Annotated in this window: 14 protein-coding genes; 7 read left to right on the top strand and 7 right to left on the bottom strand. The window is 71.8% G+C overall.

Translation table 11 applies throughout. The features are described from left to right. Positions 1 to 90: 90 nt before the first annotated feature. The 3 genes from C2865_RS07485 to C2865_RS07495 all read right to left on the bottom strand — a co-directional run bounded on the left by C2865_RS07485 (position 91) and on the right by C2865_RS07495 (position 3,267). A complete protein-coding gene (locus C2865_RS07485; protein ID WP_106397630.1) occupies positions 91 to 1,137 on the bottom strand; it encodes a phosphotransferase family protein in 1,047 nt (348 codons plus the stop codon). Next, complete coding sequence (locus tag C2865_RS07490; RefSeq protein WP_106397631.1) at positions 1,134 to 2,459, bottom strand: acyl-CoA dehydrogenase family protein; 1,326 nt, start codon at positions 2,457 to 2,459, stop codon at positions 1,134 to 1,136. The genes C2865_RS07485 and C2865_RS07490 overlap by 4 nt, the downstream gene beginning before the upstream one ends. 148 nt (positions 2,460 to 2,607) lie before the next feature. Further along, positions 2,608 to 3,267, bottom strand: a complete 660-nt coding sequence (locus C2865_RS07495) for a TetR family transcriptional regulator (RefSeq protein ID WP_157963605.1) — start codon at positions 3,265 to 3,267, stop codon at positions 2,608 to 2,610. 543 nt (positions 3,268 to 3,810) lie between these two features. Here C2865_RS07495 and C2865_RS39260 point away from each other — a divergent pair. The 4 genes from C2865_RS39260 to C2865_RS07510 all read left to right on the top strand — a co-directional run bounded on the left by C2865_RS39260 (position 3,811) and on the right by C2865_RS07510 (position 7,072). Beyond that, positions 3,811 to 4,005, top strand: a complete 195-nt coding sequence (locus C2865_RS39260; RefSeq protein ID WP_157963606.1) for a hypothetical protein — start codon at positions 3,811 to 3,813, stop codon at positions 4,003 to 4,005. Positions 4,006 to 4,159: 154 nt separating this feature from the next. Then, positions 4,160 to 5,503 carry a Crp/Fnr family transcriptional regulator gene (locus C2865_RS07500; RefSeq protein WP_106397633.1) on the top strand — a complete coding sequence of 448 codons (1,344 nt, stop codon included), beginning with the start codon at positions 4,160 to 4,162 and terminating at the stop codon, positions 5,501 to 5,503. A gap of 100 nt (positions 5,504 to 5,603) precedes the next feature. Next, on the top strand, positions 5,604 to 6,191 hold the full coding sequence (locus C2865_RS07505; RefSeq protein WP_106397634.1) for an RNA polymerase sigma factor: 588 nt from the start codon (positions 5,604 to 5,606) through the stop codon (positions 6,189 to 6,191). Between the two features lie 2 nt (positions 6,192 to 6,193). Then, positions 6,194 to 7,072 (top strand): PASTA domain-containing protein, encoded by an 879-nt coding sequence (locus C2865_RS07510; RefSeq protein WP_106397635.1) that lies wholly within the window; start codon positions 6,194 to 6,196, stop codon positions 7,070 to 7,072. Between the two features lie 6 nt (positions 7,073 to 7,078). Here C2865_RS07510 and C2865_RS07515 read toward each other — a convergent pair whose 3' ends face one another. Then, positions 7,079 to 7,579: a DUF6912 family protein gene (locus C2865_RS07515; RefSeq protein ID WP_106397636.1), complete on the bottom strand. Its 501-nt coding sequence runs from the start codon at positions 7,577 to 7,579 to the stop codon at positions 7,079 to 7,081. Between the two features lie 51 nt (positions 7,580 to 7,630). After that, a complete protein-coding gene (locus tag C2865_RS07520) occupies positions 7,631 to 8,272 on the bottom strand; it encodes an HAD family hydrolase (protein WP_106397637.1) in 642 nt (213 codons plus the stop codon). Between the two features lie 63 nt (positions 8,273 to 8,335). Here C2865_RS07520 and C2865_RS07525 point away from each other — a divergent pair, with 63 nt between their 5' ends. Then, the gene (locus C2865_RS07525; protein ID WP_106397638.1) at positions 8,336 to 9,532 is read left to right on the top strand and encodes an acyl-CoA dehydrogenase family protein; all 1,197 of its coding nucleotides are present in this window, start codon (positions 8,336 to 8,338) and stop codon (positions 9,530 to 9,532) included. Here the strand turns inward: C2865_RS07525 and murQ are convergent. After that, positions 9,505 to 10,434: an N-acetylmuramic acid 6-phosphate etherase gene (gene murQ / locus C2865_RS07530; protein ID WP_106397639.1), complete on the bottom strand. Its 930-nt coding sequence runs from the start codon at positions 10,432 to 10,434 to the stop codon at positions 9,505 to 9,507. The genes C2865_RS07525 and murQ overlap by 28 nt on opposite strands. Further along, positions 10,431 to 11,354: a MurR/RpiR family transcriptional regulator gene (locus tag C2865_RS07535; RefSeq protein WP_106397640.1), complete on the bottom strand. Its 924-nt coding sequence runs from the start codon at positions 11,352 to 11,354 to the stop codon at positions 10,431 to 10,433. Before C2865_RS07535 ends, murQ begins: the two co-directional genes overlap by 4 nt. A gap of 66 nt (positions 11,355 to 11,420) precedes the next feature. On the opposite strand from C2865_RS07535, the gene C2865_RS07540 reads away from it, so the two are divergent. Both C2865_RS07540 and C2865_RS07545 read left to right on the top strand, forming a co-directional pair. Continuing rightward, positions 11,421 to 12,446, top strand: coding sequence for an N-acetylglucosamine kinase (locus tag C2865_RS07540; RefSeq protein WP_106397641.1), 1,026 nt, complete (start codon positions 11,421 to 11,423; stop codon positions 12,444 to 12,446). Between the two features lie 123 nt (positions 12,447 to 12,569). After that, on the top strand, positions 12,570 to 14,213 hold the full coding sequence (locus tag C2865_RS07545) for a glycoside hydrolase family 3 protein (RefSeq protein WP_106397642.1): 1,644 nt from the start codon (positions 12,570 to 12,572) through the stop codon (positions 14,211 to 14,213). The last annotated feature ends 74 nt before the right edge of the window (positions 14,214 to 14,287 follow it).

Raw genomic sequence — 14,287 nt, forward strand, 5'->3', positions numbered from 1 at the left:
GCAGCCGCCGGCTCGGCGGTGTGCGGGCCGCCGCCCCGATGAAGCCCGCGGGACGCGTCCGCGCGCACGTCCCGCGGTGATCGGGGGCGGTCAGGCCTGGTCGATCCATCGTGTCGCCAGTGACCAGATCCAGCCCGCGTAGGAGTGCAGGCCCTCGCCCATGCGGCGGTCCATCCGTCCGTTGAGGGCGCGGAAGTAGCTGCCCTCCAGGAGGGCGGCCAGGCGGAAGCACGCCAGGACCTGGAACCAGGGGAAGTACGAGACGTCCCTGCCGGTCAGCCCGGCGTAATGGGCGACGAGCTCGGCACGGGTGGGCATGTCCTCCCACGGCTGCATCTGGGGTGCGCTGCCGGGAGGGTCGCCCTCCTCGCGCCAGGCGGTGAGGATCCAGGCGAGGTCCAGAAGAGGGTCGCCCAGGGAGGCCATCTCCCAGTCCACGATCCCCGCGACCCTCGGGGCGTCGTGGGCGTACATCACGTTCGCGAACTGCAGGTCGCCGTGGACGACGCCGATGTGCGTGGTGGGCGGCGGGTTCTTCTGGAGCCACTCGCCCACCCGGGCGACGGCGGGAGCCTCGTTCTCACGGTATTCGGCGTTCTCCCGGTAGCCCTCGAGCATCCTCAGGTAACGGGGGGTCTGGCGCTGCGTCCAGCCCTCGGTGCGGCTGAGACCGGTGAGCCTTATTGCGTCCGGGTCGACCGAGCCCAGCCTGGCGGCCGAGGCGACCAGGTCGAACGACACCGCGCGCCGCCAGGAGGCGTCGGTGGCGTACCGTCCGGGCAGGTCGCCCCTGGGCATGAAGCCGTTGATCTTCTCCAGGACGGAGAACGGCGCCCCGATGACGGAGTCGTCCAGGCAGCTCGCGTACAGCCGGGGATGGGGGACGTCCGTGCCGGCCAGCGCGGTCAGGACGCGGCTCTCCCGTTCGAAGGAGGAGGCCGGGCTCTCGGCGGAGTACCGGCCCGGACGGCGCAGCACCAGCTCGGCGCCGTCGGCGCGGCGCATCGTGAAGAGCAGGTTCTGCGCGCCGCCCTTCAGCGGGGTGAGGGACTCGACCGGGCCGTCGCCGGGCAGCCCGGCGAGGCCGGGCCACCGGTTGAGGCGGTCGAGGTCGACGATCGGCTCGGCGGGGCTCATGCCTTCTCCTCGATCTTCTTCAGCTGGTCGGCGTACTTCTCGCGGGCCGCCTCCAGGCGGGTGGGAACGTGGTGGGAGCCGAAGAGCCGGTCCTCGGCGGGTTCGGCCTCTTGGAGCAGGAGCCGGGCGACGACGTCCTTGTGGGTCTCGGTGGGGCCGTCCGCGATGCCGAGCGTGGGGCCGCTCTGCCACAGGCGCATCAGCGGGAGCTCGTTGGAGACGCCGAGGGCGCCGTGGAGGTGGATGGTGCGGTAGGAGATGTCGACGAGCGTCTTGGGCGTGGCCGCCTTGACCGCGGAGATGTGCAGGCGCGCGGCCCTGGCGTGCTCGCGCTCGCCGGTGGCGTTGGCCCGGTCGACCTGCCAGGCCGCGTGCAGCACCTGGAGCCGGAACTGCTCCAGCTGGATCCAGGAGTCGGCGAGCTGCTGCCGGACGGCCTGCTGGTCCGACAGGGGGCCGCCGCGGGTGCGGCGGCTGACGATGCGCTCGCTCATCATCTCCAGGGCGCGCCGGCACTGGGCGACGGCGCGCATCGCGTGGTGCAGGCGCCCGCCGCCGAGGCGCGTCTGGGCGATGGCGAAGCCCCGGCCGGGTTCGCCGAGCAGGTTCTCGGCCGGCACCCGGCAGCCGGTGAAGCGCAGGTAGCCGTGCCCGCCCTCGCCCAGGGGCTCGCCGGCCAGGCCGGTGCCGCGCACCAGATCCATGCCCGGGGTGCCTTTGGGAATGAGGAACATCGACGAGCCCTTGTGGACGGGGACGTCCGGATCGGTGACGACCATGGCGATGACGAAGGCGGCGTGGGGGTAGTTGGACGCGAACCACTTCTCGCCGTCGATCACCCACTCGTCACCGTCGCGCACGGCGCGGCAGGTGAAGCCGCCGGGGTCGGCGCCGCCGGTCGGTTCGGTCATCGCGTACGTCGAGACGATGCGCCCGTCCAGCAGCGGCTCCAGGAACTCGCGGCGCTGCTCCTCGGTGCCGTAGTGCGCCAGGATCTCGGCGTTGCCCGAGTCGGGAGCCTGGGTGCCGAACACCATGGGCGCCCACATGCACCGGCCGAGGATCTCGTTGAGCAGCGCCAGCTTGACCTGCCCCATCCCCATGCCGCCGAGCTCGGGGGACAGGTGCGCGGCCCACAGCCCCTGCTCCCTCACCCGTGCCTGCAGCGGCCGGACGATCTCCAGGAAGACCCTGCTCTGCCTGTCGTACGGCTCGGTGGTGCCGGGGAACAGCAGGTCGAGCGGCTCGACCTCCTCCCGCACGAACTGATCGGCCCAGTCGAGCCTGGCCTGGAAGTCGGGTTCGGTGCTGAAGTCCCACATGCGGCCTCCTCCCATCAAGAATGATGTTCGAAAGCTAGCAGAATGTCATTCTCGAATCCAGAAAGGATGTTCTGAACGAGGGCGGAGGGATGCCAGGGCGTGCTGCGGCGCACACGAAGAGGCGGAGAGGTGAACGCGACCGGACGGGTCAGCGCGAGGCGGGCGCGATGCCCGCGAGCAGGAACGAGACGAGGTGCTCCAGGTCCTCCTCGCCCGGGACCTCTTCCTTGAACAGGTAGTACTGCATGGCGGCGACCGCCGTCGTGGCCACGGTCCTGGCGCTCCGCACGGGATCCGCCGCCCCCAGCTCGGCCACGGGCCCGGCGAACGACTCGGCCAGGGACTCCGCGAGCGCGACCGACATGTGCCGGCTCCCCGCCGACAGGCTCGCGGCGTTGCTCAGCACCGCCCGCGTCTCGGCCGCCAGCTCCGCGTCGCACGCCTGCTTCATGATCGCGGCCACCCCGGCCCGCACCCGCTCCGCGGCCCCCGCCCCCGTGTCCATCCGGTGCCGCACGTACCCCGCGACCGTCCGCGCCCCCTGCTCGACGATCGCCGCCACCAGCGCGTCCTTGCCCGCGAAGTACCGGTAGAACGAGTCGTTGGACAGCCCCGCCGCCGCCACGATGTCGGCGACCCGGGGCCCCTTCTTCCCGCCCCCCGCGACCATCAGCGCCAGCCCGGCCTCCATCAGCGCCCGCACATCCGCCTGCGCGGTCTCCTCCACCGAGGCCACCCGCCGCCGCACCGCCCGCTCCGCCAACGTCACCCGCCCGCGCCCACCCTCGGTGCGACCCTGTTCACCCATGCCGAGAATAATATTCTGAAAATAGAGAACATGGATGGTCGAGTCTCAGGTGCTCTTGTGCGCCCCCGTCCTCCGCGGGGCGGGATCCGGTACGCGTTCGGCTGCCGGCGAGGCCTCGGCGCCACGGCGAGGAGCAGGCCTCCTCCCGGAGGGCGGTCCGAAGGCCCCCAGGTGTTCCGGGGGGCGGACGGATTCCGCTCGGAATTGAATCCGTCAAATGACGGATAAGAACAGTGGCATGCGCCGTACGGGTTCCCTCCCGATGGGGGCATCCTTGACCGGAAGGCGTTCGGGTTCCTGGCTGGGGACACGGCGCCCGGTGCGATAGGCGGTACGTGCGGATGTGGAAGTCCGCCACCGTCCTATCGCCCTTTTCTTGTTCGGGGCCCTTTTCGTCCGACACATGGTCCCGTATTCTCCGAATCAGTTCCATCGGCAAGATGGGTTCGGGAACTTCCACCCGGTCTTCTCCGGTCCCGGATCCGTCGAGTCCGAAGGCGAACCAAGTCCGTGTCCCCAGCCGAGAACTCATGAGGAGAGCCTTTGTCCAGACCTTCGGACGGCGTGGAGCCGCCCTTTTCCCGAACGTTTCTGATCCTGCTGCTCATCCTTCTCGTCGGTTGCCTGCTCACGCACTCCGTGTCCGGGGCCGAGCCCCGGTGGGCAGGCTTCCTCGCCGCGGTGACGGCCGTCATCGCGGCGTCCACACCCGTCCTCCTTGCGATGTACGGCGTCTGACCCGGTGGAGGGATCCCCCGCGATCCCGGAACCTGCCCGGTCTCTCCCGGGCAGGTTCTGGAACCGCCTGAATCCGAGACAGAGGCGGGATCTCCACGCGCTCGGGGCGATCCGCCGGATCGCTCCGGGAGGCAGTCCGGTCCTGCGGACCACGGTGGAGGCGCCGCTGACGATCGTGGTCAGGGGCTGGGCCAAGTCGGTGACACGGATGCCGGGGCGTGACGACACCGTCCTGCGTGTTCATGGAATCGGTGATCTGATCGGGGACCTGCCGATGCTGCCCACCCTCGCGGGGCACGAACGGCTGCTCGCGCTCACCGAGATGGAGGTGCTGTCCGTGTCGGCCACGCAGACCTCCAGGCTCTTCACGGCCGACCCGACACTGCACCGGGTGGTGGGCGAGGTGCTGATCGAGCGGCTCGCCGAGGCGGACAGGAGGTCGGCCGCCGTCGCGGGCGGGGAGGCCGCCCAGCGGGTCGCATGGCTCCTGGCCGAGCTCGCCGTGCGGCATGGAGAGCAGAGCGGCCAGAACATACGTATTCCTGTTCCGCTGACGCAGGACGAGCTCGGGCAGCTGGTGGGAACGTCCCGTGAATCCGTCGCCCGGGCGCTGACATTCCTCAACCGCAGAGGATTCGTACGGCACGGTAGAAGGTCCTACACGGTGGTTGACCTGGACCGGCTCGTGGACTACGGCCAGTGGTCGGAGCCGCCCTCCGGCCTCCAGCCGGTACGAAATGCCGTCGAGTCCGATCGGGAATCCGAAGGGTTTTCCGTTTCTGTCGTGACCGAAAAGGAGACAGAACCGCGTCCCCAATCCGGGGGTCTACCGGGATTCTGGTCGGATATCAATGAGCAGCAGCAGGAACATCTGCTCCGGCTGGGGCGGACCCGGAGGTTCCGCCAGGGCGACCACCTTTGTCACCAGGGCGAGTCCGCGGAGCACGTACTGGTCATCCGAAACGGCTGGACGAAGATCTGCGTCAGGAATGCCGAGGGCCAGGAGACCGTGGTCGCGGTGCGCGGCCCCGGTGAACTGATCGGTGAGATCGGGACGATCTCCGGAGGCGTCAGGTCCGCCACCGTCACCGCGCTGCGTCCCGTCTCCGCCCTTTCCGTCTCGGCCGACAGATTCCAGCACTTCCTCCGTGAACACGAGGGGGCCTGGGACAAGGTGCTCGCCACGATGAACGGCCGGCTTGAGCAGACCACGCGGCGGATCGTGGAGAACGGCACCCAGGACGGGACGAAGCGTCTGGCACGGTTCGTGCTGAGCCTCATCGAGGGGAGCGGGGTTCCCGTCGTGACCGGTGGCGTGGAGATCCCCGCCCTCTCCCAGGCCGAACTCGCGAGCTGTGCGGACACGTCCAAGGAGACGGTCTCGCGGGCGTTCCGGAACTGGCGGGAGCAGGGCGCCATCCGGACGGGCCGGCGGCGGACCGTGGTTCTCGCTCCCGAAAGGCTGCGAGAGTACGCCGGCCTCTCCGCGGAGGAATGAGGCAGCGCCCGGCGCAGGGTGAGAACCCGGAAGGCCGCATCGGGAGACAAGGGGGTGAAACCTTGGCCTTCAGAGCGGAGAGCGGAATGAGACGACCGGGATGACGGCGGTGGACGCCGAGCTGATCGAGGCCGGCGACGGGGAGATCATCCGGTCCTCCCTGGACGAACCGGAACGCTTCGCGGTGCTGTTCGACCGGTACGCGCGCCAGGTGCACCGGTACGTGAGCCGGAGGCTGGGAACGCAGCTCGCCGACGACATCGTGGGGGAGACGTTCCTCATCGCCTTCCGGCGGCGGGAGACCTACGATCCGGCGCGCACACTGGCCAGGCCCTGGCTCTACGGGATCGCCACCACGCTCATGGCCCGCCATCGGCGGAGCGAGGAGCGGTTCCTGCGGGCGCTCCAGCGGACCGGGACCGACCCCCTCCCCGAGCCGATGGCCGAGACCGTGGTGCGGCGGGTCGCGGCCGGAGCCCAGGAGCGCACTCTCGCCGGAGCGCTCGCCCGCCTGCCCCGCGGGGACCGCGACGTGCTGCTGCTGGTCGCCTGGGCCGATCTCAGCTATGGGGAGACCGCTCAGGCACTGGACATCCCCCTGGGCACCGTGCGCTCGCGGCTGCACCGCGCCCGCCGCAGACTCCGCGAGGCGCTCGGCGGCGCCGACCCCACTCGGGAGGAGAACTGATCATGGACGAGATCACCCTGCTCAAGGAACTGCGCGCCGACCGGGCCGCCATGTCCGCGCGGGCCGAGGAGGCGGCGCGGGCGCGGCTCATGGCCGAGATCACCGGGCCGGCGGCGGCGCCCCGCCGCGGGACCAGGGGCCGCAGGCTCGTGTTCGGGGCGTTGGCGGGCACTGCGGCGGTCACGACCGCGGTCCTCGTGGTGCCCGCCCTGGGCCCGGAGCCTCTGCGCGACTACGCCAACGCGGCGATGCGGATCGAGCGCGGGAACGGGACCTGGCGTGTGGAGATCAAGGACGCCTACGCCGACCCGGGGGAGTTCGGCCGCGCCTTCGCGAAGGTGGGGCTGGACATCGATCTGCGGATCGTGCCCGTCTCGCCGCGGAGGGAGCGCCGGGTCATCCAGGTGATGATGAAAGAAGGCCGCGGAAGCGTGCCGGAAGGGCGGACGAACAGCTTCTCCGTCAGCGACTGCCCCGCGGACCGGCCCGAGTGCCCGCTGACGATGACCGTCAGCGGTGACGCGGAAAGCATGCGCTGGCAGGTCTGGCTGGGCCGCGAGGCGCGTCCGGGGGAGCGCTACGCCGACGGCTCTCCGGGTCTCGGCCGCGAGCCCGTGCCGGGGCTGCGGCTGATCGGGCGGAGCGTCCGGGACGCCACGGCATTGCTGCGGGAGCGTGGCCTGAAGACGGCCTTCCACATCGATGAGTTCCAGCCGGACGGCTCCGGTACGGCCTACGAGGTCGATCCGTCCTGGCGGCCGTCCGGCGGGCGGAGGGTCACCGACGCGTGGCCCTTCAGTTCGGACACCGTCACGCTGCTGGTCTCATCGCGTCCCGGCGATCCGAAGCCGGTGCCAGGAGCCGATCTGTTCGGAGACTGACGGCGGTCAGAACAGGTCGGGGAGCTCCTGGGTGGCGTACCACATGAGTTCGTGGCCTTCGGCGCCGTCGACGGTGAACTGGGCGTCGAGGTCGCCCTGGTCGGCGGCGCCGAGGGCCTTGGCGGCGGCGAGGATGTCGGGGGCGGCCTCGGGGTCGTCGACGTGGGCGGAGACGATCTTCTTCAGGGGGACGGTGTCGCGCAGGCGGACCTGGGCGCGGTCGGCCTCGCCGAGGTTCTCGTAGCCGCCCTCGTAGGCGACGGAGCCGTCGGGGACCTCGGCGGCCAGGACGACGCGGCGGGGCGGGGCGTCGGGGGCGCCGGCCAGCAGGCGGAGGCCGGCGCGGGCGGCCGCCAGCATGGCGGCGTACTCCAGCTCCTCGGTGTCGCCGTCGGCGTACCACTCGCGCAGGGCGGGGGTGACCGCGAAGGCGTGGTGGACGGTCAGCTCGCCGTCGGCCAGTGCCTGGGCCAGGAGCGGCAGCGTGGAGGGCAGGTAGACGCGCATTCACTCAGTGTGGCACGCCGGTCTCCCCGCCGGTGACCGGCGGGGAGCGCGTCACAACTCGACTTGCAGGAGGTCGGAGAGGGCGGCGCGGGTCTTGGCGGGGTCGGTGTGGTGCAGGCCGACCATGCCGAGGCTCTCGGCCGCCTCGATGTTCTGCTCGATGTCGTCGATGAACACGCACTGGGCGGCGGCCAGGCCGAGGGCCTCCAGCGCGTGGTGGAAGATCTCCGGCGACGGCTTGCGCATGCGCACCTCGCCGGAGATGACGATGGCGTCGAACAGGTCGGTCCAGCGCTCCCGCGGGTAGGTGTTGCCCCAGGAGTTGGACAGCAGGGCCGTGCGGAACCCCCGGGTGCGGCAGGCCTGGATGGCGTCGTACATCGAGTCGACGGGGGCGAACTCGGCGAACATGCGGTCCAGGAGCCCGTCGGGGGAGACGGGGGAGCCGTCGATGAGGCGGAGCTCGGCGGCCAGGAGCCGTTCGAACTCCGCGGGCTCCAGCGAGCCGTCCTCGAGCCGGTGGATGAGGTTCTCGGTGGCGCCGCCCGCGTAGGCGGCGGTGAACCAGGAGCGCATGGTCTCCCGGTAGGTGGAGGCGTCGATGCGTTCGAGCGCCACCCACTTGCGGGTCGCTTCGGCGAGGGGCTCGGTCAGCACCCCGCCCCAGTCGGTGATCACGCCGCGGAGGGTCATGCCCGCATCGTACGGGCAGCCCTTGTAAGTGAGTCCTGACGGGGGTCTGCGACACTGTGGGCCATGGACTTCGAACTCAGCCCGAAGGCGCGCGACCACCTGGCCAACCTGCAGGAGTTCATGGACTCCCACGTGTATCCGGCCGAGAAGACCTACCACGAGTGGCGGTCGGTCAACGACCCGCACAAGCTGCCGCCGGTCGTCGAGGAACTCAAGGTGGAGGCGCGCAAGCGGGGGCTGTGGAACCTCTTCCTGCCCGACCTCGGCGGGCTGAGCAACGTGGAGTACGCCACGCTGGCCGAGCTCACCGGCCGCAGTCCCGACATCGCCCCCGAGGCGCTCAACTGCCAGGCTCCCGACACCGGGAACATGGAAGTCCTGCACATGTTCGGCACCGAGGAGCAGAAGCGGACCTGGCTGCAGCCGCTGCTCGACGGCGAGATCCGCTCGGCGTTCGCGATGACCGAGCCGGACGTGGCCTCCTCCGACGCCACCAACATCACCACCAGCATCGTCCGCGAGGGTGACGAGTACGTCATCAACGGGCGCAAGTGGTGGATCACCGGCGCCGCCGACGAGCGCTGCAAGATCTTCATCGTCATGGGCAAGACGGACCCGGACGCCCCCAAGCACCGCCAGCAGTCGCAGATCCTGGTGCCCCGGGACACCCCGGGCTTCACCGTCGTGCGGGACCTGCCGGTCTTCGGCCGCCACGACCAGCACGGCCACTGCGAACTGCGGTTCGAGGACGTCCGAGTACCGGTGGGCAACCTCATCGCCGAAGAGGGCGACGGGTTCGCGATCTCCCAGGCCCGGCTGGGGCCCGGCCGGATCCACCACGCGATGCGGGCGATCGGCATGGCGGAGCGCGCGCTGGAGCTGATGTGCAGGCGGGCCGCCGAGCGCGTGGCGTTCGGCAGGCCCCTGGCCTCCCAGGGTGTGGTGCAGCAGCAGATCGCCGAGTCGCGCATGGCGATCGAGCAGGCCCGGCTGCTCACCCTCAAGACCGCGTGGCTGATCGACAGGCACGGCGCCAAGGGGGCCCGGACGGAGATCGCGGCGATCAAGGTGATCGCGCCGCGGGTGGCGTTCGAGGTGCTGGACAGGGCGATCCAGGTTCACGGCGGTGCGGGCGTCAGCGACGACACCCCGCTCGCCGCCATGTACACCTGGGCCAGGGCGATGCGGATCTTCGACGGTCCGGACGAGGTGCACGTGCGCACCGTGGCGCGTCAGGAGCTGAGGCCGTACCTCTCCTGAGCGCCCTCGAGCAGCAGGAGCGCCTCGCGCACCGCGCCGCCCGCCTCCTCGAGGGCGGCGGCGGCGCGGGCCGGGGTCGTGTCGGCGAGCAGGGTGATCAGCGCGACCCTGGTGTCGCCCCCCGCCTCGGCCAGGGCGTGCTCGCAGGTGCGGGCGTCGAGGCCGGTGGCCTCCACCAGGATGCGGATCAGCCGGCGGCGCAGCTTGGAGTTGAGCGCGTTCACGCTGACCATGAGGTTGGAGTAGGTGCGGCCGAGCCGGATCATCACGGTCGTGGAGAAGGCGTTGAGCACCATCTTGGTGGCGGTGCCGGCCTTCATCCGGGTGGAGCCGCTGATCACCTCGGGCCCGGTGGCCAGCCCGACGTGCACGTCCACCTCGCGGCCGAACCACGACGACGGGTTGGCCGAGATCAGGCCGGTGGCGGCGCCGACCGACGCGGCGTGCCGCAGCGCGCCCACCACGTAGGGGGTGGTGCCGCTGGCGGCGATGCCGATGACGAGGTCCCCCGCGCGTACGCCCGCCGCGTCGCGCGCGCCCAGCGAGACGTCGTCCTCGACGCCCTCCACCGCGTTCGACAACGCCTCGGAGCCGCCCGCGTGGTGGGCGACGACCCACTCCGGCGGCGTCCCGTAGGTGGGCGGGAGCTCGGCGGCGTCGATGAAGCCGAGCCTGCCGGACGTCCCGGCCCCGAAGTAGTGCACGCGCCTTCCCCTGCGCAGCGCCTCGACGGCGAGGTCGGCGAGCTCGGCCACCTGCGGCAGCACCTCGGCGACCGCCCGGGGGGCGCGCTCGTCCTCGGTGTTGATGCGCTGCAGGACCTCGAGGGTGGACAGGGTGTCGACGTCGAGCGTGCGCGGGTTGCGCTGCTCCGTGGGCAGATCGATGGGCAGCTCGCTCATCGCCTCTTCCTCTCTGGCCGGACACTGCGGCCGTGCACTGCGGTGTAGGTGGCCTCCAGGGCCTCTCTGGTGGGCTCGTAGGTCTTGCGCGCGACCCCGACGAAGACGCAGTCGATGACGGTGAGCTGGGCGAGCCTGCTGGCGGTCGCGCCGGATCGGAAGGTCGTCTCGCGGGCCGCGGTGGTCAGGACGAGGTCGGCCATCTCCGCGATGGGCGACCTGGGGAAGTTGGTGAGGGCGACGGTGGTGGCGCCCCTGCCCGCGGCGACCGCGAGCGCGTCGAGCGTTTCGACGGTCGTCCCGCTGTGCGAAATGCCGACTGCTACGTCACCCGGCTGGAGAACCGCCGCACTCGTCAGCATGATGTGGGCGTCGGACCACGCATAGGAAGTGTGTCCGATGCGGTGCAGCTTCTGCTGGAAGTCCAGCGCGACGAACGCACTGGCGCCCACTCCATAGACGTCGATGCGACGGGCGGCCACGACCATGTCGATCACCCGTTCCAGTGTCTTCAGGTCCAGTTGCGCCGCGGTCTCCTCCACCGCTCGGGCGTCGGCGAAGGTGACCTTCTCAACAACATCCTCAAGTGTGTCATCGGGACCGATGTCACTGCCCACCACCCTGCCCCCGGAGGCGGTCTGCGCGCGCCCCGCCTCGGTGGCGAGCGTCAGCCGCAGTTCCGGATACCCGGTGAAGCCGATCGCGCGGCAGAACCGGATGACGGTCGTCTCCGAGGTCCCGCACGCCTGGGCGAGCTCCGTGATGGTGGAGGCCGCGACCCCCTCCGGGTCGTCCACCACGCGCTGGGCCACGCGCCGCTCGGCCGGTGGGAGGGAGGGCAGCAGTGACCGGACCCGGACCACCGTGCTCAGTGGAGGTGCTGCGTGTCCCGCCGTGTCTTGACCTTCGGGTTTCCTCATGGAAGAAAGTTTCTTACAAGGGGTTTGTCGCGTCAACGTCAAAGTTTCTACGGACGTGACCTGACCTTGGATTCGGTCGCCCCCAACGACGCCCACGACCGCTACGTCATCGGTGTCGACGCCGGAGGCACCCATACCCGGTGCGCGCTGGCCACACTCGACGGAACGGTCGTCGGCACGGGCAGCGGGCCGGGCGCCAACCCCAACTCCGGCGGCGACCCGGAGAGCGCCCTGTACACCGCGCTGAGCGAGGCCACCGAGGGAGTAGACCGTTCCAGGGTGGCGGGCGGCGTCTTCGGCATCGCGGGCGCGGGCGCCGCCGGGCGCCCGCTCCTGCTGTCGGCCTCGCGCAAGGCGTGGGGGGAGCTCGGCATGCGGGGGGAGCCGGAGGTCTTCACCGACATCGCCATCAACTTCGCCTCGGGGACGGCGGCCTCCTGCGGGATCGTGGTCTTCGCCGGCACCGGGGCGGGCGCGGCGGTCATCAGCGACGGCGAGATCCTGCGCCGCGCCGACGGCTACGGCTACCTGCTGGGCGACGAGGGCTCGGCCGTCTGGATCGGCAGGCGCGGCGCCAAGGCCGCGCTGTCGGCCATGGACGGCAGGGGCGCGCCCACCGTGCTGGCCGAGACGATCCCGCGGGCCCTGCTGGGCTCGGAGGTGCTGGCCGACCTCATGCCGCGCCGGCTGGCGATGGCCGGGCGGGGCCGGCCCGCCGGACCGGCCCGGCCGTACTCGCCGCTGCTCTCCCAGGCGATCGTCAAGGAGGTGTACGGGCGCCCGCCCGCGGCGATCGGCCGGCTCGGGCCGGTGGTCAGCGAGGCCGCCGAGGCCGGGGACGAGGTGGCCCTGAAGATCGTGGAGGAGGCGGCGGACTGGCTGCTGATGGACGTCGACGCCGTGCGGCCCTCGCTGCCGGAGGCGGACGCGCCGGCGGCGCCCGTGGTCATGGCCGGTTCGGTGCTGAGCCGGGGACCGGTCGCCCGGCTGGTCGGCGAGGGGCTGCGGGAGCGGTTCGGCATCGAGCCGCACCGGGCGGGCGACGGCGCCGCCGGGGCGGCCCGGATGGCCATCCGCAGGCTGGCGGTCTGATCCGGGGGCGCGGCCGGGCGGCCGCCGGTCGCCCGGCAGCGGGCCTTGATCAGGGAAAGGGCGGGTCGGTTCGGCGTGTGAGGAGGGCGGGGCGGGTGCGGGGTGGCGCTACCCTCGCCGCTTATGGGGGTACGAATCATCGCGCTGGTCCTGGGCGGAGTCATGCTGGCCGGATGCTCCTCCGGGGGAGGCGAGAGCGAACGGGCGGCCGCGCCCGCCGCTCCGGGGACGCCGGAGAGCACCGCGCAGGAGGGGACGCAGCAGACGGGAGCGCTCGCCGCGGAACTGCTGCAGGGCATGAGCGTGCGGGAGAAGGTCGGCCAGCTCTTCATGCCGACGGTGCGCGACGCCGTCGACGGCAAGAGGATCGCCAAGAAGTACAGGGTGGGCGGCTTCATCTACTTCCCGGGGAACCTGAGCAGCCCGCAGGAGACCGCGAAGCTGTCGAACGCCCTGCAGGCGTCCTCCCGGGTGCCGCTGCTGCTGGGCGTGGACGAGGAGACGGGCCTGGTCACCCGCGCGAAGTTCGCCACGGACTTCCCCGGCGCGATGGCGCTGGCGGCGACCGGTGACGCCGCTCTGGCCCGCGCGGCGGCCGCGGCGACCGGCGCGGAACTGCGCGCGGCCGGCGTCAACCTGAACTTCGCGCCCGTCGCCGACGTGAACGTCAACCCGGACAACCCGGTGATCGGGGTGCGCTCGTTCGGCGCGGACCCGGCGCTGGCCGGGCGGATGGTCACCGCCTCGGTCGAGGGCTACCGCGCCGCGGGGGTCGCGGCGGTGGCCAAGCACTTCCCCGGGCACGGGGACACGAACGTCGACAGCCACACCGGCCTGCCGGTGATCAAGAGCTCCCGGCAGAAGTGGGAGGAGGTGCACGCCCCGCCGTTCCAGGCGGCGATCACCGCCGGGGTCGACGCGATCATGACCGGGCACCTGGTCGTCCCGGCCCTGGACTCCTCGCGCAAGCCCGCCACCATGTCCGAGCAGGTGCTCACCGGGCTGCTGCGCGGGCGGCTCGGCTTCCAGGGCGTGATCGTCACCGACTCGCTGAGCATGGCCGGCGCGAAGGTGCCCGGCGGCGCTCCGGAGGCCGCGGTGCGGGCGGTCCTGGCCGGGGCGGACCTGCTGCTCATGCCGCCGGACCTGGCCGCCGCGCACGCCAAGGTGCTCAAGGCGGTCGAGAGCGGCCGGATCCCGGCGGCCAGGCTCGACGACGCCGTCACCCGGATCCTGCGGCTCAAGGAGAACCGCGGCCTGTTCACCGACGACGGAGCCGACCCCGCGACCGCCGCCCAGGCGGTGAGCGCCGCGAACCGGCAGACCGCGCAGCAGGTGGCGACGAACGCCGTGACGGTGGTGGGCAACCGTGACGCGGCCCTGCCGCTGAAGGGCCCGGTCCACGTCGAGGGGCCGGAGCGGGAGAGGGTCGCCGCGGCCCTGCGCAAGGAGGGCGTGCGGACCTCCGGGGAGCAGGCGGCCAAGACCCGCGTCGTCGTCGTGACGTCGGCGGGCTCGGCCACCCGGGACCGGCTGAAGGACCTGGCGTCGGGGAACCGCAAGGTCGTCTACGTCGCGATCGCCAGCCCGTACGCGCTGCGGTACGGCGGGCCCGCGCACGCCTCGGTGGCCACCTACTCCGGCAGCGCGGCCTCGCTGCGCGGGCTGGCCCGGGTGCTGACGGGCAGGACCCCGCCGAAGGGGCGGCTGCCGGTCTCCCTGCCGGACGGCGCCCCGCTGGGGAGCGGCGTGACCGACCCCCTGTGAGGCGCCCGCCGTGAGGCGCCGGGCCCGCGACGGGGTTCGGGACGGGAGGCCGCGGGCACGACGACGGTGACGTC

It is taken from the genome of Actinocorallia populi, from assembly GCF_002995495.1.
Taxonomy (GTDB): Bacteria; Actinomycetota; Actinomycetes; order Streptosporangiales; family Streptosporangiaceae; genus Actinocorallia; species Actinocorallia populi.